General features: G+C 66.2%; 19 protein-coding genes. 6 read left to right on the forward strand and 13 right to left on the reverse strand.

What is annotated here, in order from left to right; all coding sequences use genetic code 11:
• The first annotated feature begins 43 nt into the window (after nucleotides 1-43).
• The 5 genes from RTW82_RS00475 to RTW82_RS00495 all read left to right on the forward strand — a co-directional run bounded on the left by RTW82_RS00475 (nucleotide 44) and on the right by RTW82_RS00495 (nucleotide 3,567).
• Nucleotides 44-1,543, forward strand: coding sequence for an RNA polymerase factor sigma-54 (locus tag RTW82_RS00475; RefSeq protein ID WP_316923956.1), 1,500 nt, complete (start codon nucleotides 44-46; stop codon nucleotides 1,541-1,543).
• Nucleotides 1,544-1,625: 82 nt separating this feature from the next.
• Nucleotides 1,626-1,934, forward strand: a complete 309-nt coding sequence (gene hpf / locus RTW82_RS00480; protein ID WP_263400541.1) for a ribosome hibernation-promoting factor, HPF/YfiA family — start codon at nucleotides 1,626-1,628, stop codon at nucleotides 1,932-1,934.
• 13 nt (nucleotides 1,935-1,947) lie between these two features.
• On the forward strand, nucleotides 1,948-2,412 hold the full coding sequence (gene ptsN / locus RTW82_RS00485; RefSeq protein WP_021217831.1) for a PTS IIA-like nitrogen regulatory protein PtsN: 465 nt from the start codon (nucleotides 1,948-1,950) through the stop codon (nucleotides 2,410-2,412).
• A gap of 9 nt (nucleotides 2,413-2,421) precedes the next feature.
• Nucleotides 2,422-3,279 (forward strand): RNase adapter RapZ, encoded by an 858-nt coding sequence (gene rapZ / locus RTW82_RS00490; RefSeq protein WP_021217830.1) that lies wholly within the window; start codon nucleotides 2,422-2,424, stop codon nucleotides 3,277-3,279.
• A 15-nt stretch (nucleotides 3,280-3,294) separates the two neighbouring features.
• Complete coding sequence (locus RTW82_RS00495) at nucleotides 3,295-3,567, forward strand: HPr family phosphocarrier protein (protein ID WP_263400543.1); 273 nt, start codon at nucleotides 3,295-3,297, stop codon at nucleotides 3,565-3,567.
• A gap of 95 nt (nucleotides 3,568-3,662) precedes the next feature.
• Here RTW82_RS00495 and RTW82_RS00500 read toward each other — a convergent pair whose 3' ends face one another.
• The 6 genes from RTW82_RS00500 to pmbA form a co-directional block, all read right to left on the reverse strand.
• Nucleotides 3,663-4,550: a ZIP family metal transporter gene (locus RTW82_RS00500; protein WP_316924332.1), complete on the reverse strand. Its 888-nt coding sequence runs from the start codon at nucleotides 4,548-4,550 to the stop codon at nucleotides 3,663-3,665.
• A 65-nt stretch (nucleotides 4,551-4,615) separates the two neighbouring features.
• A complete protein-coding gene (locus RTW82_RS00505; protein ID WP_263400544.1) occupies nucleotides 4,616-5,227 on the reverse strand; it encodes a superoxide dismutase in 612 nt (203 codons plus the stop codon).
• A gap of 14 nt (nucleotides 5,228-5,241) precedes the next feature.
• The gene (locus RTW82_RS00510; protein ID WP_316923957.1) at nucleotides 5,242-5,688 is read right to left on the reverse strand and encodes a tetratricopeptide repeat protein; all 447 of its coding nucleotides are present in this window, start codon (nucleotides 5,686-5,688) and stop codon (nucleotides 5,242-5,244) included.
• Between the two features lie 54 nt (nucleotides 5,689-5,742).
• Nucleotides 5,743-7,119, reverse strand: coding sequence for a class II fumarate hydratase FumC (gene fumC / locus RTW82_RS00515; protein ID WP_271660114.1), 1,377 nt, complete (start codon nucleotides 7,117-7,119; stop codon nucleotides 5,743-5,745).
• Entirely contained in the window at nucleotides 7,116-7,508 is a 393-nt protein-coding gene (locus RTW82_RS00520) for a FagA protein (protein WP_271660113.1), read from the reverse strand. Before RTW82_RS00520 ends, fumC begins: the two co-directional genes overlap by 4 nt.
• 279 nt (nucleotides 7,509-7,787) lie before the next feature.
• Complete coding sequence (gene pmbA, locus RTW82_RS00525) at nucleotides 7,788-9,134, reverse strand: metalloprotease PmbA (protein WP_021217774.1); 1,347 nt, start codon at nucleotides 9,132-9,134, stop codon at nucleotides 7,788-7,790.
• Nucleotides 9,135-9,279: 145 nt separating this feature from the next.
• Here pmbA and yjgA point away from each other — a divergent pair, with 145 nt between their 5' ends.
• Entirely contained in the window at nucleotides 9,280-9,801 is a 522-nt protein-coding gene (yjgA, locus tag RTW82_RS00530; RefSeq protein WP_043246893.1) for a ribosome biogenesis factor YjgA, read from the forward strand.
• A gap of 58 nt (nucleotides 9,802-9,859) precedes the next feature.
• Here yjgA and tldD read toward each other — a convergent pair whose 3' ends face one another.
• From tldD to mreC, 7 genes are read right to left on the reverse strand one after another with little or no spacing between them, the layout of a single operon-like run.
• Complete coding sequence (gene tldD, locus RTW82_RS00535; RefSeq protein ID WP_021217772.1) at nucleotides 9,860-11,302, reverse strand: metalloprotease TldD; 1,443 nt, start codon at nucleotides 11,300-11,302, stop codon at nucleotides 9,860-9,862.
• Nucleotides 11,299-12,153: a carbon-nitrogen hydrolase family protein gene (locus tag RTW82_RS00540; RefSeq protein ID WP_316923958.1), complete on the reverse strand. Its 855-nt coding sequence runs from the start codon at nucleotides 12,151-12,153 to the stop codon at nucleotides 11,299-11,301. The genes tldD and RTW82_RS00540 overlap by 4 nt, the downstream gene beginning before the upstream one ends.
• Before the next feature lie 55 nt (nucleotides 12,154-12,208).
• Nucleotides 12,209-16,039 (reverse strand): YhdP family protein, encoded by a 3,831-nt coding sequence (locus RTW82_RS00545; RefSeq protein WP_316923959.1) that lies wholly within the window; start codon nucleotides 16,037-16,039, stop codon nucleotides 12,209-12,211.
• A gap of 14 nt (nucleotides 16,040-16,053) precedes the next feature.
• Nucleotides 16,054-17,511: a ribonuclease G gene (gene rng / locus RTW82_RS00550; protein WP_021217769.1), complete on the reverse strand. Its 1,458-nt coding sequence runs from the start codon at nucleotides 17,509-17,511 to the stop codon at nucleotides 16,054-16,056.
• A 9-nt stretch (nucleotides 17,512-17,520) separates the two neighbouring features.
• Complete coding sequence (locus RTW82_RS00555) at nucleotides 17,521-18,114, reverse strand: Maf family protein (RefSeq protein WP_184488680.1); 594 nt, start codon at nucleotides 18,112-18,114, stop codon at nucleotides 17,521-17,523.
• A 49-nt stretch (nucleotides 18,115-18,163) separates the two neighbouring features.
• Nucleotides 18,164-18,652: a rod shape-determining protein MreD gene (gene mreD / locus RTW82_RS00560; protein ID WP_021217767.1), complete on the reverse strand. Its 489-nt coding sequence runs from the start codon at nucleotides 18,650-18,652 to the stop codon at nucleotides 18,164-18,166.
• The gene (gene mreC / locus RTW82_RS00565) at nucleotides 18,652-19,671 is read right to left on the reverse strand and encodes a rod shape-determining protein MreC (RefSeq protein WP_184488768.1); all 1,020 of its coding nucleotides are present in this window, start codon (nucleotides 19,669-19,671) and stop codon (nucleotides 18,652-18,654) included. The genes mreD and mreC overlap by 1 nt, the downstream gene beginning before the upstream one ends.
• Nucleotides 19,672-19,677: the final 6 nt, after the last annotated feature.

The raw sequence follows: 19,677 nt of genomic DNA on the forward strand, positions 1-19,677 counted from the left end.
ATGGCGCATGTGCGCCGGCGAATAAGGTGCTAAGCCCTCTGCCATGAAACCATCGCTAGTCCTGAAGATGGGCCAGCAGCTGACGATGACTCCGCAGCTGCAACAGGCCATTCGCCTCCTCCAACTGTCCACCCTGGATCTGCAACAGGAAATCCAGGAGGCACTGGAGTCCAATCCCATGCTCGAACGCCAGGAGGAAGGAGAAGACTTCGACAACTCCGACCCCATGGCAGAAAGCGAGCAACTGCCCAACTCCGCCAGCCAGGAATCCACCTTCCAGGAATCCAGCGTCCCCACTTCGGAGAGCGAAAGCCTCGAAGACGGCGAATGGCACGAACGCATCCCCAGCGAACTGCCCGTCGACACCGCCTGGGAAGACGTCTACCAGACCAGCGCCAGCAGCCTCCCCAGTTCCGATGACGACGAGTGGGACTTCACCTCCCGCACCTCGGTGGGCGAGAGCCTGCAAAGCCACCTGCTGTGGCAGCTGAACCTGGCCCCCATGTCCGATACCGATCGCCTGATCGGCGTCACCCTGATCGACTGCATCAACAATGACGGCTACCTGGAGGAAACCCTCGAGGAAGTCGTGGAAGCCTTCGACCCCGAGCTCGAGATCGAACTCGACGAGGTGGAAGTCGTCCTGCACCGCATACAGCAATTCGAGCCCGCTGGCGTCGGCGCCCGCGACCTGCGCGAGTGCCTGCTCCTGCAACTGCGCCAACTGCCCGCCAAGACCCCCTGGCTGAGCGAAGCGCAGCGACTGGCAGGCGACTATCTCGATGTTCTCGGCAGCCGCGACTACAGCCAGCTCATGCGCCGCATGAAGCTCAAGGAAGACGAGCTGCGCCAGGTGATCGAGCTGATCCAGGGCCTCAACCCCCGCCCCGGCTCGCAGATCGAAGCCAGCGAACCCGAGTACGTCGTACCGGACGTCATCGTGCGCAAGCACAATGAACGCTGGCTGGTAGAACTGAACCAGGAAGCCGTCCCGCGCCTGCGCGTCAATCCGCATTACGCCGGCTTCGTCCGCCGTGCCGACTCCAGCGCCGACAACACCTTCATGCGCAATCAGCTGCAGGAAGCCCGCTGGTTCATCAAGAGCCTGCAGAGCCGCAACGAAACGCTGATGAAGGTCGCCACCCAGATCGTCGAGCACCAGCGCGGTTTCCTCGAGTACGGCGACGAGGCGATGAAGCCCCTCGTCCTGCATGACATCGCCGAGGCGGTGGGCATGCACGAGTCGACCATCTCACGCGTCACCACCCAGAAGTTCATGCACACCCCGCGTGGCATATACGAACTGAAATACTTCTTCTCCAGCCACGTCAGCACCTCCGAAGGCGGTGAATGCTCGTCTACCGCCATCCGCGCGATCATCAAAAAACTGGTCGCTGCGGAAAATGCCAAAAAGCCGTTGAGCGACAGCAAGATCGCTGGTTTACTGGAAGCACAGGGTATCCAAGTGGCCCGCCGCACAGTCGCCAAGTACCGGGAATCCCTCGGGATAGCGCCTTCCAGCGAACGCAAGCGACTGATGTGACGCGGATTGATCCACGCCAAAGTGTTCCGGTGGCAGGCCCGTTAGCCTGTCTCTTACACACGGGCAATAAGGAGAAAGCGGTATGCAAGTCAACATCAGTGGACATCAACTGGATGTGACCGACGCCCTGCGCGACTACGTTGTCGAGAAGTTCGACAAACTGGAGCGCCACTTCGACAAAATCACCAATGTGCAGGTGATCATGCAGGTGGAGAAACTGAAGCAGAAGATCGAAGCCACCCTGCACATCGCCGGTGGTGAGGTCGTAGCCAATGCGGAGCATGAAGATATGTACGCGGCCATCGACCTGCTCACCGACAAACTCGACCGTCAACTGATCAAACACAAGGAAAAGCAGCTGAACCGCCAGCAGGGCGCCACCGCCCGCTGACATTCCCCTTCCTATGATCCGACTTGAGCAAATCCTGACCCCCGGCCGTTCCCTCGTGAACGTGCCGGGCGGCAGCAAAAAACGTGTCCTGGAACAGATCGCCAACCTGGTTGCTCGCGAACTTCCCGACCTCGACTCGCAAGATATCTTCGAAAGCCTGGTCGCCCGGGAGAAACTCGGCTCGACAGGATTCGGCAACGGTATCGCCATCCCCCATTGCCGGCTTCCCGGCTGCACCGCGCCCATCAGCGCCGTGCTGCGCCTAGACGCCCCCGTGGACTTCGACGCCATCGACGGCGCTCCGGTGGACCTGCTGTTCGTACTCCTGGTCCCCGAAGCCGCCACCGACGAACACCTGGAATTGCTCCGCCAGATCGCCAGCATGCTGGACCGCACCGAGGTGCGTGACCGCCTGCGCCAGACGCAGAGCAGCGACAGCCTGTACCAGGTGGTAGTGGACGTCCAGAACGGACGCTAGGACCTTGCCATGCGCCTGATCATCGTCAGCGGCCGTTCAGGCTCAGGCAAGAGCACCGCCCTCGACGTTCTCGAGGACAATGGCTTCTACTGCATCGACAACCTGCCCGCCGGCCTGCTCCCCGAACTGGCCGAGCGCGCGCTGCTGCAGACCGAGCTGCTGCACCCCCAGGTCGCCGTCTCCATCGACGCGCGCAACCTGCCCAGCCAGCTCAAGCGCTTTCCCGAACTCCTCGAAGAGGCCCGCGCCCGCCACATCCACTGCGATGTGCTGTACCTGGACGCGGATGACGAAACGCTGCTCAAGCGCTTCTCGGAAACCCGTCGGCGCCACCCGCTGACCAACGAAGACCGCTCCCTCGCCGAGGCCATCCTCGACGAAGCCTCGTTGCTCGCCCCCATCGCCGACCTCGCCGACCTGAAGATCGACACCACCCACCTCAACCTGTACCAGCTGCGCGACAGCATCAAGCTGCGCCTGCTGAACAAGCCCGAGCCGGGAACCGCCTTCCTCGTCGAATCCTTCGGCTTCAAGCGGGGCATGCCGGTGGATGCGGACCTGGTGTTCGACGTGCGCTGCCTGCCCAATCCCTACTGGAAGCCTGAGCTGCGCGATAACTCCGGCCTCGACGCCAATGTCGCCGAGTACCTGGCCGCGCAACCGGATGTCGAGGAGATGTACCAGGACATCCTCGGCTACCTGAACAAATGGCTGCCGCGCTTCGCCGCCAGCAACCGCGCCTATGTCACTGTCGCCATCGGCTGCACCGGCGGTCACCACCGTTCCGTTTACCTCGCCGAACGCCTCGGCCAGGCACTCAAACCCAACCTGAAGAACGTCCAGGTTCGCCACCGCGACCTCAGTTAAAGGATCCCCGCCGCGATGCCAGCCTGTGAAATCACCATCATCAACAAACTGGGGCTGCATGCCCGCGCTGCGGCCAAGTTCGTCGGTGTCGCCGGGCGCTACCCCTGCCAGATCCGCGTAGGCCGCACCCCGGAAAGCCTGGTGGACGGCAAAAGCATCATGGCCGTGATGATGCTCGCCGCCGGCAAGGGCACCAACATCCACCTGCACACCGAAGGCGAGCAGGACGACGATGCGCTCAACGCACTGATCGAGTTGATCAACAATAGGTTTGACGAAGGCGAGTGACGGAAAGCCCGGTACAGATACCGGGCCCGGAAGAGCTGAAACACCGAACCACCCACGCGACGCCTTCCCTGCGTCGCGACATGAGCACCGGCCGATCAGGCCAGCGCCGTATCCAGCACCATCATCAGGCAGAAGCCTGCGGCCAACCCCAGGCTCGCTGCGGTCTCGTGCCCCTTGCGATGGCATTCCGGGATGATTTCGTGGGTCACCGCGAAGAGCATCGCCCCCGCCGCCAGGGCCAGGCCCCAGGGCAACAGCAACGCCGACACCTGCACCAGCAACGCACAAAGCAACGCGAACAGCGGCTCCACCAGCCCGGACGCCGCGCCGATCAGCATCGCCTTGCCCCGGGACATGCCCGCCCCCGCCAACACCAGGGAAATGATCAGCCCCTCCGGCAGGTCCTGCAGTGCGATGCCCAATGCCAGGCTGTCCGCGCCCGCCAACCCGGCGCCCGCCGCCACGCCCACCGCCATGCCTTCCGGGATGTTGTGCAGAACGATGGCAATGACGAACAGCAGGATGCGTGGTGCCAGCACCAGGCGGTCGGTACGCGCATCCACCTCGAGCTGCCGCTCCGGCAGCAGCCTGCCAAGTCCGAACAGCGCACTGGCCCCCAGCAACAGGCCGAGGCTCATCAGGAAGCCTGCCGACCATTTGGAAAAGCCCAACTGACCGGCTGCATCCAGCCCGGGGATCAACAGCGAGAACACCGTCGCCGCCAGCATCACACCGGCACCGAAGCCCAGCAGGGTGTCGGAGGTGCGTGCCGAGATGCTGCGCATGAACAGCACCGGCAAGGTGCCGACGGCCGTGCCCAACGCACACAGCGTGCCCGACTTCAGCGCATGCCAGAGATGGGGCTCCAGCGCACGCTCGGCAGCCAGTACCGCCTGCCAGGACAACAGCAGGCTGCCGACGAGCATCACGCAGAGGCCAAGAACCTGGCGCAGGGAAAGCCCGCTGGGTAATAGAGAGGACATGGGACCCCGGCTGGGCGGGTGCAGGCGCCCGTCGGCGCCCAGGCTGTGCAAGTCGGGCTCAGGCATCAGGCCATCGCCTCTCGGTATCGACGGTCCACTTCGGCCCAGTCGATGACATTGTAGAAAGCGCCGATGTATTCGGGACGACGGTTCTGGTAGCGCAGGTAATAGGCATGCTCCCACACGTCCAGCCCGAGGATCGGCACGTTGCCATTCATCAGCGGGCTGTCCTGGTTACCGCTGCTCTCCACCACCAGGCGCTTGTCCGGCGTCACGCTGAGCCAGGCCCAGCCGCTGCCGAAGCGGGTCAGCGCCGCCTTGGTGAAGGCCTCCTTGAAGGCCGCGAAGCCGCCCAGCTCCGCCTCGATGGCCGCACGCACGGTGCCATGGGGCTCACCGCCACCGGTGGGCGACATCACGGTCCAGAACAGCGAATGGTTGGCGTGCCCGCCGCCGTTGTTGATCACCGCGCCGCGCAGTTGCTCGGGTACTTCCGCCAGGCGCTGCAGCAACGACTCCACCGGCAGCTGGCCGAGGGGGTTGCCCTCCAGGGCTGCATTGAGGTTGTTGATGTAGGTCTGGTGGTGCTTGCTGTGGTGGATTTCCATGGTCTGCGCATCGATGTGCGGTTCCAGGGCGTCGTAGGCGTAGGTGAGGACGGGCAGGCTGTAGGTCATGGTCGGTTCCTTGTTCAATGGTAGTAGCGGCTGCCGGAGGTGCTCGGCAGTGCTCGCGAAGAATGGCCAGGCACGATGCCGAGCAGGCGATCGGTACGGGGATAGGCGCCGTGCTCCTGGATGAACTGCAACAGGCTGCTGTAGGTGCAGCGGCTATGGCGCAGGGCAACGTCGCGCAGGGATTCGGGCAGGCTGGTGTCACGCAGCACCTGCAACAGGCGCTCGTGGCAGGTGCAGAGGTTCTCCGCCGTCTCCTCCGGCTGGCCGAGCATCAGGTGCAGGTCGGCCAGGTTGTGGTGGGAGACCACGAACGCGGCAACCGCCTGGTCCGCATCCGGCCACCGCTCCAGCAGCATCTGCGCCTGGGCCAGGGCCTGCAGGTAAAGCTCCCGCGCCTCGATCCAGTCACCGCTGTGGAAGCTGCGGTTGCCAGCCTCGATGGTTCGTTTCCAGTACTCCATCGGCCACCTCCGGGTGGGCGAAGGGTGCCGCCGTGGCGGCACCCGGTGTCGCGGCTAGAGGCCGCCCTCGGTGAGTTTTTCCGGGTCAAGCAGCTTCTCCAGCTCCGCGCGGCTCAGCTCGGTGTTTTCCTCAGCCACATCGATCACCGGGCGCCCTTCGCGGTACGCCTGCTTGGCGATCTCGGCGGCCTTGAGGTAGCCGATGATGGGGTTCAGCGCGGTGACCAGAATCGGGTTGCGCGACAGCGCTTCGTTCAGCTTCGGCTGGTTGACCTTGAAGCTCGCCACCGCGCGATCGGCCAGCAGCAGGCTGCTGCTCGACAGCAGCTGGACGCTGTTCAACAGGTTGTGGGCGATCACCGGCAGCATCACGTTCAGCTCGAAGTTGCCCGACTGGCCGGCAACGGTGATGGCCGCGTCATTGCCGATCACCTGGGCGGCGACCATCGCCGTGGCCTCGGGGATCACCGGGTTGACCTTGCCCGGCATGATCGAGGAGCCCGGCTGCAGGGCCTCCAGCTCGATCTCGGCCAGGCCGGCCAGAGGGCCGGAGTTCATCCAGCGCAGGTCGTTGGCGATCTTCATCAGGGTCACCGCCACCGTTTTCAGCTGGCCGGACAGGGCCACGGCGGTGTCCTGGGAGCCGATCAGGGCGAAGAAGTTGTTGCCCGGGGTGAACTGCAGGCCGGTGAGCAGGTTCAGCTCCACGCAGAAACGCTCGGCGAAGCGTGGGTGGGCATTGATCCCGGTGCCGACAGCGGTGCCGCCCTGGGCCAGTTGCTGCAGGCTCGGCATCAGCGCACGCAGGTGCTCGATATTGCTCTGCACCTGCTGGGCCCAACCGTCCAGCACCTGGCTCATGCGCACCGGCATGGCGTCCATCAGGTGGGTGCGGCCGGTCTTCACATAGGGGCGCACTTCCAGGGACTTCTCGCAGAGCACCTTGAGCAGGTGGCCGAGGGCGGGCAGCAGTTGCTCGCTCACCTCGATGGCCGCACTGGCATGGATGCTCGACGGGATGATGTCGTTGCTGCTCTGCCCACAGTTGACGTGGTCGTTGGGGTTGACCTTCTCCGCCAGCAGGCGGCTGGCCAGGGTGGCGATCACCTCGTTGGCGTTCATGTTCGAGCTGGTGCCGGAGCCGGTCTGGAACACGTCCACCGGGAAGTGCGTCATGAAGTCGCCCGCCAGCAGCTCCTGGCAGGCGCTGACGATGGCGTCGCCCATGGCCGGGCTGATCTGCTCCAGGTCGACGTTGGCCCGTGCGGCAGCAGCCTTGGCGAGGATCAGTGCACGAATGAAAGCTGCCGGCATGCGCTGGCCGGAGACCGGGAAGTTGTTCACCGCCCGCTGGGTCTGCGCGCCGTACAGCGCCTTGGCCGGGACTGCCAGTTCGCCCATGCTGTCGCGTTCGATTCGGGTATCAGTCACGCTGTATTTCCTTCTTCCGGTTCGATGTAGCTCAGGGATGGCGCCAGGCGCAGGGTCGCCAGGCGCCGCTGCAGCCCGAGCAGACGCTGGCGTCGCAACGGATCGCGAGCCAGCGGGCGCAGGGACTGCAGGGGTAGATAGGCGTGGTCGAGGCACAAGCAGCGCCAGTGCCAGGGCAAGGCGCGATCGGTGGCGCTGTCCAGCAGCAGCTGGAAGCTGCCTTCGAAAATGCGCCAGGCCGGCAGGTCGTGGTGCACGACCAACTCGTGGCCATCGTTGAGGAAGCGCGTCAGCAGGCGCGGGTCGTCCGGCGCCAGGGCGCAGCGGATACGCTGGCCAAGCCAGCGCCAATCGGAGCATGCCTGGGGTTCGTCGAGACGGGGCCGCACTGCGAATCCTCAAATAGTAAGCATTCGCGTTTGAGAATAATAAACATTACTTCCACTTGCAAAGTGAAAGTGCGTCAGAGGCGGCCCCGCCTCACGTCAGCGGATGCAATCCATGCGGTAACGGCTGGCAGATAGGCTGCAAAAACATCCAACAGCGCCGATCTCCGGAGCGCATGAAAGTCGCGTCGTCGAGCGTGGCGGACCATCGATGCGGGAAAAACACCCATAAAAAAACGCGCCACCCGGGCGCGTTCTTCACTGCAGCGGCTGATCGGGCGATCAGCTGCCCGCCACCGTCATGCGCTCGATCAGCACCGAGCCGGTGCGGATGTTGCCGCGCACTTCCAGGTCGCTGCCAACGGCGAGGATCTGGCGGAACATGTCCTTCATGTTGCCGGCGATGGTGACTTCCTGGACGGGGAACTGGATTTCGCCGTTCTCCACCCAGTAACCGGCCGCACCACGGGAGTAGTCGCCGGTGACCATGTTCAGGCCGTGGCCCATCAACTCGGTCACCAACAGCCCGCGGTCCATGCGGCGCAACAGCGCCTTCTGGTCTTCCTGGCCATGGGTGACGAAGAGGTTGTGCACGCCCCCGGCGTTGGCGGTGCTGGGCAGGCCCAGCTTGCGCCCGGAGTAGGTACCGAGGATGTAGGAGACCAGTTCGCCCTTCTCCACGAACGGCTTGGCGTAGGTCGCCAGCCCGTCGTTGTCGAAAGAGGCGCTGGCCATGGCGCGGGGGATCAGCGGGCGCTCGTCGATGCTCAGCCACTCGGGGAACAGGCGCTCTCCCAGTGCACCTTCGAGGAAGGACGACTTGCGATAGAGATTGCCGCCGGAGATGGCCGACAGGAAGCTGCTGAACAGCCCGGTGGCCAGTTCCGCAGCGAACAGCACCGGCACCTCGCAGGTGGGCACCGGGCGCGCGCCCAGGCGGCTGACCGTGCGTTCCGCCGCGCGGCGGCCGATGACCTGAGCATCGGTCAGCTGGGTGCCGATGCGGTTCACGTCGTACCAGTAGTCGCGCTGCATCTGCCCTTCGCCACCGGCGATCATCACGCAGCTCAGGCTGTGCCGGCTGCTGGCGTAGCCGCCGATGAAGCCGTGGCTGTTGCCATAGACGCGGCAACCCTGGTGGGTGCTGAGGGTGGTGCCATCGGCGTTGCTGATGCGCGGGTCGGCATCGAAGGCTGCTGCCTCGCACACCAGCGCCTGCTCCACCGCCTGTTCGGGGGTGATGGCCCAGGGGTGGTAGAGATCGAGGTCCGGCAGGTCACGGGCCATCAGGCCGCGATCGGCCAGGCCGGCGCACTCGTCCTCGGAGGCGTGCTTGGCGATGGCCAGCGCGGCGGCCACCGTCTCGCGGATGGCGTCATCGCCGGTGGCCGAGGTGCTGGCCGAACCCTTGCGCTGCCCCACGTACAGGGTGATGCCGAAGCCCTGATCACGGTTGAACTCGACGGTCTCCACCTCGCGCTGGCGCACCGTGGTCGACAACCCCTGCTCCACCGAAACCGCGACCTCACAGGCCGTCGCACCCTGGCGACCGGCTTCGGCGAGGATGCGTTCGACCCGTGCCTGCAACTCGGGCAAGGCCTGCGGGCCGACCACTTCTACTTCACTCATAGCCACTCCAGTTCACAAAACCTTTTCGACGGGGCGGGCGCACCCGGCGCACCACCCCACGGACCGCACCATTGCGGCGCCAGCCGGGCCGGACAATCCCCGTCCGACTGGTTATCATGGCGGCGTTTCCCACTGGATCGCCCCCATGTCTGAATACCTCGACGACGACTTCTCCGGAGAGAAGAGCAAAACCCAGGTCAAGAAAGAGCTTCACGCCCTGCAGGACCTCGGTGAACGTCTGACCACGCTCAAACCCGATGTCCTCGCCAAGCTGCCGCTGACCGACGCGCTGCAGAAGGCCCTGCTCGAAGCGCCTAGGCACAAGGCCCACATCGCCCGCAAACGCCACCTGCAGTACATCGGCAAGCTCATGCGCGAGCAGGACATCGAGGCCATCGTCACCCTGGTCGACCAGCTCGACGCCTCCACCCGCCAGTACAACGAGCGCTTCCACAACCTGGAGCGCTGGCGCGACCGCCTCATCGGCGGGGACGACAGCACCCTGGAATCCTTCGTCGCCGAATACCCGGAGACCGACCGCCAGCACCTGCGCAGCCTGATCCGTCATGCCCAGCACGAGGCGGCCCGTAACAAACCGCCGGCCGCGGCGCGCAAGGTCTTCAAATACATCCGCGACCTGGACGAAACCCAGCGCGGGCTGCGTTAAAGGCCGCTGGAAGCTCGAAGCCGGAAAGCACACGGCTTCGAGCACCCAACGCCCCTCCTCAAGCTCCCGTACCACCCACCGTTATCGCATCGATCTTCAGTGTCGGCTGGCCCACGCCGACGGGCACCGATTGCCCATCCTTGCCGCAGGTGCCCACACCGCTGTCCAGCGCCAGGTCGTTGCCGACCATGGAAACCCGGCTCATCGCCTCGGGGCCGTTGCCGATCAGGGTCGCGCCCTTGACCGGCGCAGTGATCTTGCCGTTCTCGATCAGGTAAGCCTCGCTGGTGGAGAACACGAACTTGCCACTGGTGATGTCCACCTGGCCGCCGCCGAGGTTGGCGCAATAGATGCCGCGCTCCACCGAAGCGATGATCTCTTCCGGGTCACTCTCCCCCGCCAGCATGTAGGTGTTGGTCATGCGCGGCATCGGCAGGTGCGCGTAGGACTCGCGACGACCGTTGCCGGTGGGCGCCACGCCCATCAGGCGGGCGTTGAGCTTGTCCTGCATGTAGCCCTTGAGCACGCCGTTCTCGATCAGCGTGGTGCACTGGGTCGGGGTGCCTTCGTCGTCCAAGCTCAGCGAGCCACGGCGGCCCGCCAGGGTGCCGTCGTCGACGATGGTGCAAAGGCTGGAGGCGACCTTCTCGCCGATCCGCCCGCTGTAGGCCGAGCTGCCCTTGCGGTTGAAATCGCCTTCCAGGCCGTGGCCCACCGCTTCGTGCAGCAGCACGCCGGACCAGCCCGCGCCCATCACCACCGGCAAGGTACCCGCCGGCGCCGGAATGGCTTCCAGGTTCACCAGCGCCTGGCGCAGCGCCTCACGGGCGTAACCCATGGCGCGGTCTTCCTGGAGGAAATAGCGGTAGTCGGTCCGCCCGCCACCACCATGGCCACCGCGCTCGCGGCGACCGTTCTGTTCGACGATGACGCTGACGTTGAAACGCACCAGCGGGCGCACGTCGGCACCCAGGCTGCCATCGCTGGCGGCGACCAGGATGTGTTCCCAGACACCCGCCAGGCTTACGGTGACCTGTTTGATGCGCGGGTCCAGCGCACGGGTGGCGACGTCGATGCGCTTGAGCAGCTCGACCTTCTCGGCGCGGTCGATCACGTCCAGCGGGCTGTCCGGCGCGTAGAGCCGGGCGACGTCCGGGCTGGCGAAGGCCTGCACGCGCCCCTGCTGCCCGGCACGGGCGATGGAGCGCGCGGCACGAGCCGCCTGGCCCAGCGCATCGGCGGTGATGGCGTTGCTGTAGGCGAAGCCGGTCTTCTCGCCGGACTGCGCGCGCACACCCACGCCCTGGTCGAGGTGGAAGCTGCCGTCCTTGACGATGCCGTCCTCCAGCACCCAGGACTCGGAAACCTGGCCGTGGAAGTACAGGTCGGCGGCATCGATGCCCGGGCCGGCGACTTCGCCCAGCACGCCCGGCAACTGCTCGATGGTGAGGCCGCCGGGTGCCAGCAACTGGTCACTGACGGATAACAACAATTGGCTCATAACTTCTCCGTTCTCGCCGGCCCGGGTGCGGCCGGCGTCAAGAATCTTCTGTGTGCCGTCACCGGCATGCGCTGGCGCACCGCCAGCTGTTCGTCCGTATCGCGGCGGGCGATCAACACCGCCTCGCCGCTGGCCTGTTCGGCAATCACCCGACCCCATGGATCGACGATAGCCGAATGGCCGAAAGTCTCGCGCGGCCCCGGATGAACGCCACCCTGCCCCGCCGCCAGCACATAGCACTGGGTCTCGATGGCCCGCGCCCGCACCAGCACCTGCCAATGCGCCGCGCCGGTCACCGCGGTGAAGGCCGAGGGCGCGGTGATCAGCTCGGCACCGGCCTCACGCAACGCCCCATACAGCTCGGGGAAGCGCAGGTCATAACAAACCGTCAGGCCCAATCGGCCCACCGGCGTATCGGCGAGCACCACACGCTCGCCGAAGGCATAGTCGTCCGATTCACGGTAGCGGCCCCGGGCATCGGCCACGTCGACATCGAACAGGTGGATCTTGTCGTAGCGCGCCACCCGCTCGCCCCGCTCGTCCACCAGCAGCGAACAGGCATTGGGCTTGGCATCCGGCGCATCGTCCGGCGGCAACGGCAAGGTTCCGGCCACTACCCATAACCTGAGGTCACGGGCCACCTGTTTCAACCAGGGCAGGATCGGGCCTTCGCCAAGCGCCTCGGCACGGCCGATGGCGGCGTAGTCGCGGCGCCCCATGGCGGCGAAGTTCTCGGGCAGTACGGCGAGGCGCGCGCCGCCCTCGGCAGCGGATTCGAGCAGGCGACGAGCGGTCGCGAGATTGGCCAGGACATCGTCCTGGCTGACCATCTGGATCACCGCGAAGGTCATGGCATTCTCCACAGCGGGTATCGCCGCATGCTACTCCAGCGCGTGGCTGACGGAATCAATTGGGCTTCTCGAACGGCTTGTCGAAGCTGATCTTCGGCTCCGTCAGCGGCCCCTTCACCTCGTACTGCACGCTGGCGAAGCGCGCCACCTTGTCACCCAGCAGCTTGTCCACCACGAACAGCGCGCCACCGATGGCCGGCGCCCCGACGATCAAGGCAGCCAGCGGCAGGTTGTTGGTGACCGGCAGGGTCACCAGCAGCTTGGCATCGATGACGTCATGGGCCATGTCCAGGGTGCCTTTCAGTTCCAGGCCGCTGGAAGGGCCTTCGAGAACGATGGGCTCACGGGTGACGAAGACCCCCTCGCTGCCCACCAGCAGGCCCTTGACCCGGTCGTAGGCCAGGCCCTTGCCGAGCAGGTCGGAGAAGTCCAGGCGCAGGCGGCGGCCGATGGAGTTGAAGTTGAGCAGGCCGAACACGCGCAGGGCCTGGGCGCTGCCCTCGACCTCGACGAACTGCCCCTTGCGCAGGCTGGCATCGAGGGTACCGGAGAAGCGCTTGAGGCTGACCCAGGCCGGCGAGCCCGGCCAGCGGCCGTCGGCATCCAGGCGGAAGCGCTCGCTGGTGGCGGTGGGTGCGAACTTCCAGGCCAGCAACACATCGGCGAGGTTCTTGCCTTCGAGGCGGCCCTTGTACCAGCTGGAGCTGGCACCGGCGGCGCCTTCCCACCCGGTGGAGCCGGTGATCTTCAGCCCCTTGAGGTTGAGGTCCAGATCACTGAACAGGGTGCCCTGGGCCGTCGGCCGGGCCTTGAACGCCCAGGCACCCAGGGGCTCGTCGCCAAGCTGCACCTGGGCGATGCGCACATCCAGCGCCGGGACGGCATGGGGGTCGACATCCTTCAGCGGGTCGGGGCTGGCTTCCGCCGCCTCGTCGTCCTCCGGCGGCTTGGGCAGGCGCACCCGGGCCAGGTCGAGCACGATGGGCGCCCCCTTGGCGTCGGGCAGGCTGACGCTGCCCTGCAGCAGGTCGCTGTCGAGGTCGACCTTCCACAGGGCGTCACCCCGGGCCAGGCCGACCCGGAAGTCCTCGAGGCTCATGCCCATGCCATCGAAGTGGCCGATGCGCAGGTCGGCGCCTTGCAACAGGCCCACGGCATCACCGGCGTCCTTGGCGGCGTAGCGATCACGCACCGCCTGCCAGGCGGCCAGGTCCAGCTTAGCCAAGGTGCCGCGCACGCGAATGCCACGGTTCGACGGCATGCTGGCGCTGCCCGAGCCCAGCAGCAGCTCGCCGCGTGCCTGGGAAAAGTCCGTGGCCGGCGCCGCGACCGCCAGGTTGGCCAGGCCGCCGTAGTCCAGCCAGTAGCGCCGTTCGGGGCCGTCCAGGGTCATGCGCCACTGGCTGTCGCGCACCTCGCCGGCCGCCTTGCCGAAGGGTGCCGGCAGGTCGATGGCCGCGCCCTTGAGGCTGGAATCGATGCGCAGCTGGCTGTCCTTGCCATCCAGCACCAGCTCGAGCTTGTAGGGGAGATCACCGGAAATCGGCAGCGGCCGGGTCACCCCCAGCCAGGCGGCGACGTCCTTCACCGCGGCCTGGCCGCCGGCCTGGATGCGCGTGCGCCCCTTGCCGTTGCGCCCTTCGGCGATGGCCTTGGCGATCACCTCGCGACCGAAGGCCTTGCCCCGGATCTGCTGGGCGCTGAGGCCGCTGGCGGTGTCGAAGCGGAAGGTGCCGGCCAGGGCGCTGAGCTCCAGGCTCGGCTTGGCGAATTTCAACCGGGCATCACGGGTGGTGAGCTCGACGATGACCCGGGGTTCACCCCCGGCCTTCTCCAGGGGGATGTCCAGGTCCAGGTTGCCATCCAGGCTGCCATCGCCCTGCCAGCCGGCCATCACCTCGGCGGCCGGTGTGGGTGCCTCCTGCATGATCTTCAGGCCATCGGTGAAGCTGCTGTCCAGCTGTGCCTTGACCCGCAGGTGCGGCACCTGGCCATGCTCCACATGGGGCACATCGGCGCGGGCATCGCTGACGCGGCTGTCGAGGATGCGCCCGCTGGGCACGCGCACGCGCACGCCGCTGTCTTCGACGAACACGTCGCCACGGGCCTCGCGCAGGGCCGGCCAGCCGGGCTGATAGGCCAGTTCGGCATCGTGGACCTTGAAGAACAGGCTGATGGAGCGGGATTCCGGCGGCGAGTCGTGCTGCAACGAGCCCTGGTACTGGAAGAAGCCCTCGTCCACCACGCCACCCTTGATCGCGGTCTTCAGCCATTCGGCCAGGGCCGGGCTGAGGCCGCTGGACAGGGTCGGCAGGTACTTCTCGGTGTAGCGCGCATCGCCCTCGTGCAGGCCGACGCGCAGGTCCATGTAATCCTCCTGCGCCGGGTCGTGCAGCAGGCGGATGAGGAAGTCGCCGGCGACCTTGCCTTCATCACCGGTCACCTGCAGGTAGGGGCTGATCAGGGTGAAGCCCTGGTCATCCAGCTTCCAGGTCAGCCGCGCATGGGCCTCGTGGTAGCGCCAGGGCTTGGGGAACAGGTGATCAAGGTGCAGGGCGAAGTCGTCGGAATCCATCCGCAGCTCACCGCCGGCCAGGTCGCCGGTGATGCTGCCGCTGACGTTCTCGGCTGCCGGCGCGCCGTGCACGGCGTTGAAGGAGATGCGCTCCAGGTTGCTGCTGAAACCGATATGCCGGGCGCCCTCCACCTGGGGCCGATAAACCATCTGCAGGTTGCGCAAGGCACCCCGGGGCTTGAGGCCGCTGACCAGCTCGGCGGCCAGGTCCGGCAGCGGCACCAGGCCCTCCACCAGCGGCACCAGGGGCTGCAGGTCGAGGCGGTCGGCGGCGAGCTTCCACTCGGTTTCGCCCTGGCCATTGTCCAGCACCTGTTCGAGCTTGATGTGGGCATTGCTGTAGCGCTGCTCGCCGACGCTCACCGCCAGGGAGTCCAGCAACAGGCTCATGCCCTTGTCGTTGCGGTTGAAGTAGGCGTCCACCGCCAGGTCCTGCAGGGCCACCGGCTTGCGCTGGGCATAGCTGCCGCGCAGTTCGCCGACGTGCAAACGGGCCACGGCGCCTTGAAGGGCACCGCGCTTCCAGTCGACCCAGAGTTCGCCACCGCCCTTGAACTGTTCGATGCGCCAGTCACGGGTCAGGCTCTTCGGCAGCCAGCGCGCCCAGTCGCTCTGGGGCAGGCTGAGGTAGAGCTCGGCGTCGCTGTCCAGCACCACGTCGGGGTTGAGCCGGGTACGCAGGCGCAGGCTCAGTGGCTGGCCGTCCGGCAGGGTCAGCTGGCCGTCCAGGCGTTGCCGCGAGGCACTGCCGCCCAGGGATGTCTGTACGTAGGTGAAGGTGACCGGCTTCTGCTTCCAGGGCTCCAGGGTGACCTGGCTGTTGAGCAGGGAAATGCGTTTGACGATCCCGAGGCCATCGATCAGCTTGCGCGGGTTGAATGGCTGCTGGTCGTCACGGGCGGGCATGCCGGCCAGGGTCCACTTGCCGGCCTCGTCCTGCTGCACCTGCAGCTGCAAGCCCTCGACTTCCAGGCTGGCGATGCGCGGCGCACGGGCCAGCAGGCTGCCAAGCAGGTCGGGCACTACGCGCACCTGGTCCAGGCGCAGAACCGCGTCACCCTCCCCCAGCATCACATCATGGGCCACCAGCACCGGACCCATGCCTTGCCAGCGGCCTTCGAGGCTGCCGATCAGCAAGGGTTCGCCCAGGGCCTCGCGAGCCTTCTCCTGGACTTCGGCACGGTACTCGGCCACCAGCGGCACCAGTTGCCGTCCCAGGCTCACATAGAGCGCAGCCAGCACCAGGCCCAGTGCGCAGAGCGCCAGCAGGGTACGCAGGAAGGTGACCAACGACAGGCCCGGACGCGCCATATCAGTTCAGGCCCTCAGAGCAGCACGACATCGTACTGCTCCTGGGAATACATCCCCTCGACCTGGAACTTGATGGTGCGCCCGATGAAGGCTTCGAGGTCGGCGACGTTGCCCGACTCCTCGTCCAGCAGGCGGTCCACCACCTTCTGGTTGGCCAGCACCAGATAGCCCTCGGCCTGGTAGGCGCGGGCTTCGCGGAGGATTTCGCGGAAGATCTCGTAGCAGATGGTTTCGGCGGTCTTCAGCATGCCGCGGCCCTGGCAGCTCGGGCAGGGCTCGCAGAGGTTCTGCATCAGGCTTTCGCGGGTGCGCTTGCGGGTCATCTGCACCAGGCCGAGTTCGGTGATGCCGATGATGTTGGTCTTGGCGTGGTCCCGTTCCAGCTGCTTCTCCAGCGTCCGCAGGACCTGGCGCTGATGCTCCTCGTCCTCCATATCGATGAAGTCGATGATGATGATGCCGCCCAGGTTGCGCAGGCGCAGCTGGCGGGCGATGGCGGTGGCCGCTTCGAGGTTGGTCTTGAAGATGGTCTCTTCGAGCGTGCGGTGGCCGACGAAGGCGCCGGTGTTCACGTCGATGGTGGTCATCGCCTCGGTGGGGTCGATGATCAGGTAGCCGCCGGACTTCAGCAGCACCTTGCGCTCCAGGGCCTTCTGGATCTCGTCCTCGACGCCGTAGAGGTCGAAGATCGGGCGCTCGCCAGGGTAGTGCTCCAGGCGGTCGGCGATCTCCGGCATCAGCTCGTCGACGAACTGGGTGACCTTCTGGAAGGTCTCGCGGGAGTCGATGCGGATCTTCTCGATACGCGGGTGGACCAGGTCACGCAGGGTGCGCAGGGCCAGGCTCAGGTCTTCGTAGATCACCGAAGGCGCGGGGGCGCTCTGCATCTGCGAGGAAATCTGCTCCCACAACCGGCGCAGGTAGCGGATGTCGACGAGGATCTCCTCGGCCCGCGCACCATCGGCGGCGGTGCGCAGGATGAAGCCACCGGTTTCCACGATGCCTTCGGCGGCGACGCAATCGGCCACCACCTGCTTGAGGCGTTCGCGCTCGGCTTCGTCTTCGATCTTCAGCGAGATGCCCACATGGGCGGTACGCGGCATGTACACCAGGTAGCGCGAGGGGATCGACAGCTGGGTGGTCAGGCGCGCGCCCTTGCTGCCGATGGGGTCCTTGGTCACCTGCACCACCAGGGCCTGGCCCTCGTGGACCAGGGCGGTGATGTTCTCCACCGCACTGCCTTCGCGGTTGGAAATCTCCGAGGCATGGATGAATGCGGCGCGATCCAGGCCGATATCGACGAAGGCCGCCTGCATGCCCGGCAGCACCCGCACCACCTTGCCCTTGTAGATGTTGCCGACGATGCCACGACGCTGGGTGCGCTCTACATGCACCTCCTGCAGCACGCCGTTTTCCACCACCGCCACGCGCGATTCCATCGGCGTGATATTGATCAGAATCTCTTCGCTCATGCTGAGAACCTACCCGACGCGCTGCCAACAAGAAATGCCGAATTCGCCCAGCACGTCCGCCGTTTCCAACAACGGTAGACCCACCACGGCGGAATAACTCCCCTGAATGTTCTCGACGAACACCGCACCCAGTCCCTGAATCGCGTAGCCACCTGCCTTGTCCGTCGGCTCGCCGCTGGCCCAATAGGCCTCGCGCTCGGCCTGGGGGATGACGCGGAAGCGCACCCGACTGGTCACAAGGCGCGAGATGCAACGCCCGGGCTGGGCCACCGCCAATGCGGTCAACACCTCGTGCTCGCGGCCGGAAAGGCCCGCCAGCATCGCCAGGAAGTCGTCGCGGTCCTGGGGCTTGCCGAGGATGCGGCCATCGAGCACCACCGACGTATCGGCACCCAGCACGCAGGCATCCCCGGCGGCATCGCCCAGGGCGGCCAGGCCGGCGGCGGCCTTTTCCCGGGCCAGGCGCTCGACGTAGGCCGGGGCAGGTTCGCCGGGGCGCACGGATTCATCGATGGAAGCGGAAAGAAGCCGGAAGGGAACGCCGATCTGGGCGAGCAATTCGCGACGGCGGGGCGAGCCGGATGCCAGGTGGAGCGTGGCCATGCTGGGACTTCTCCATGTCGAGAAGGCGCGCGGCATGGCCGCGGCCTGGTCATTTGACGTTGAGGCGGCGGCTCAGGCCGCGCAAGGCGGCGAAAATCCAGGGCCAGAGCAAGGCGCTGACCAGGGCGGGCAAGAGGAACAACAAGGTCGGCGGGCGGTTGCCGGTCAGGGCGTTGAGCCACAGCTGCACCAGTTGGGCGAGGCCGAAGACCACCATCAGCACCAGACTCTGCTGCCACATGGGGAACATGCGCAAGCGCTGATGCAGGGTCAGTACGAGGAATGTGATCAGGGACAGGATCAGCGCGTTCTGCCCCAGCAGGGTGCCGTAGAGCACGTCTTCGGCAACGCCGACCAGCCAGGCGGTGGTCATGCCTACGCGGTGCGGCAGGGCCAGCGTCCAGTAGGTGAGCAGCAGGGCGGGCCACAGCGGGCGCCCCACTTCCATGAAGGTGGGCATGGGCGCAACGCTGAGCAGCAGGGCCAGCAACAGGCTGAACCAGATCACCCAGCCATTGTTCGAACGGGCGCTGACCATCAGCGGTTCTCCCGGTGGGCGGGCGGCGTAGCCGGCGTCGAGGAGGCCGCGCCAGCAGGAGTCGGGGCGGCAGGCGTGGCGGCGGCGCCTGGGGCGGCCGCACCGGCGGGCGCGGGCGTCGCAGCGGGCTTGCCGGCGGCCTCGCGATCGGCCGCTTCCTGGGCTTCGGCCGAATCGTTGGCGCGTTGTTCGGGGCTGCGGGTATCGGTGAACACCAGCAGCAGGTAGCGGCTGCGGTTCAGGGCGGCGGTGGGCACGGCACGGACGATGGCGAAAGGCTGGCCGGAGTCGTGGATGACTTCCTTGACCGTCGCCACCGGGTAGCCGGCGGGGAAGCGCTGGCCAAGGCCGGAACTCACCAGCAGGTCGCCTTCCTTGATATCCGCGGTATCGGCCACATGGCGCAGCTCCAGGCGTTCCGGATTACCGGTGCCGCTGGCGATGGCGCGCAGGCCGTTGCGGTTCACCTGAACCGGAATGCTGTGGGTGGTATCGGTGAGCAGCAGGACGCGGGCGGTGTAGGGCATGACCTCCACCACCTGGCCCATCAGGCCACGGGCGTCGAGCACTGGCTGGCCGAGGAACACGCCGTCCTTCTCGCCCTTGTCCACCAGGATGCGGTGGGTGAAGGGGTTGGGATCGACGCCGATCAGCTCGCCCACCAGCACCTTGTCGTCCACCAGGGCGGAGGAGTTGAGCAGCTCGCGCAGGCGCACGTTCTGCTCGGTCAGGGCCGCCAGCTTCTGCAGGCGACGCTGCATCAGCAGGCCTTCGGCCTTGAGCTTCTCGTTCTCGGCGATCAGGGTGCTGCGGCTGGTGAACTGGTCGCTGACACCATCCCAGAGGCGCACCGGCAAATCCGCCAGCCAATAGAAGGGCGTCAGCACGAGGCCCATCTGGCTGCGTGCTGGTTTCAGTGTGTCGAAGCGGGCATCGACCACCATCAAGGCGGCAGAAAGCACGGCGAACGCCAACAGGCGCACGCCGAGCGAAGGTCCCTTGGCGAATAGCGGTTTTATGACCCG

This window comes from Pseudomonas sp. zfem005, from assembly GCF_032621735.1.
GTDB classification, from domain to species: domain Bacteria; phylum Pseudomonadota; class Gammaproteobacteria; order Pseudomonadales; family Pseudomonadaceae; genus Metapseudomonas; species Metapseudomonas solani.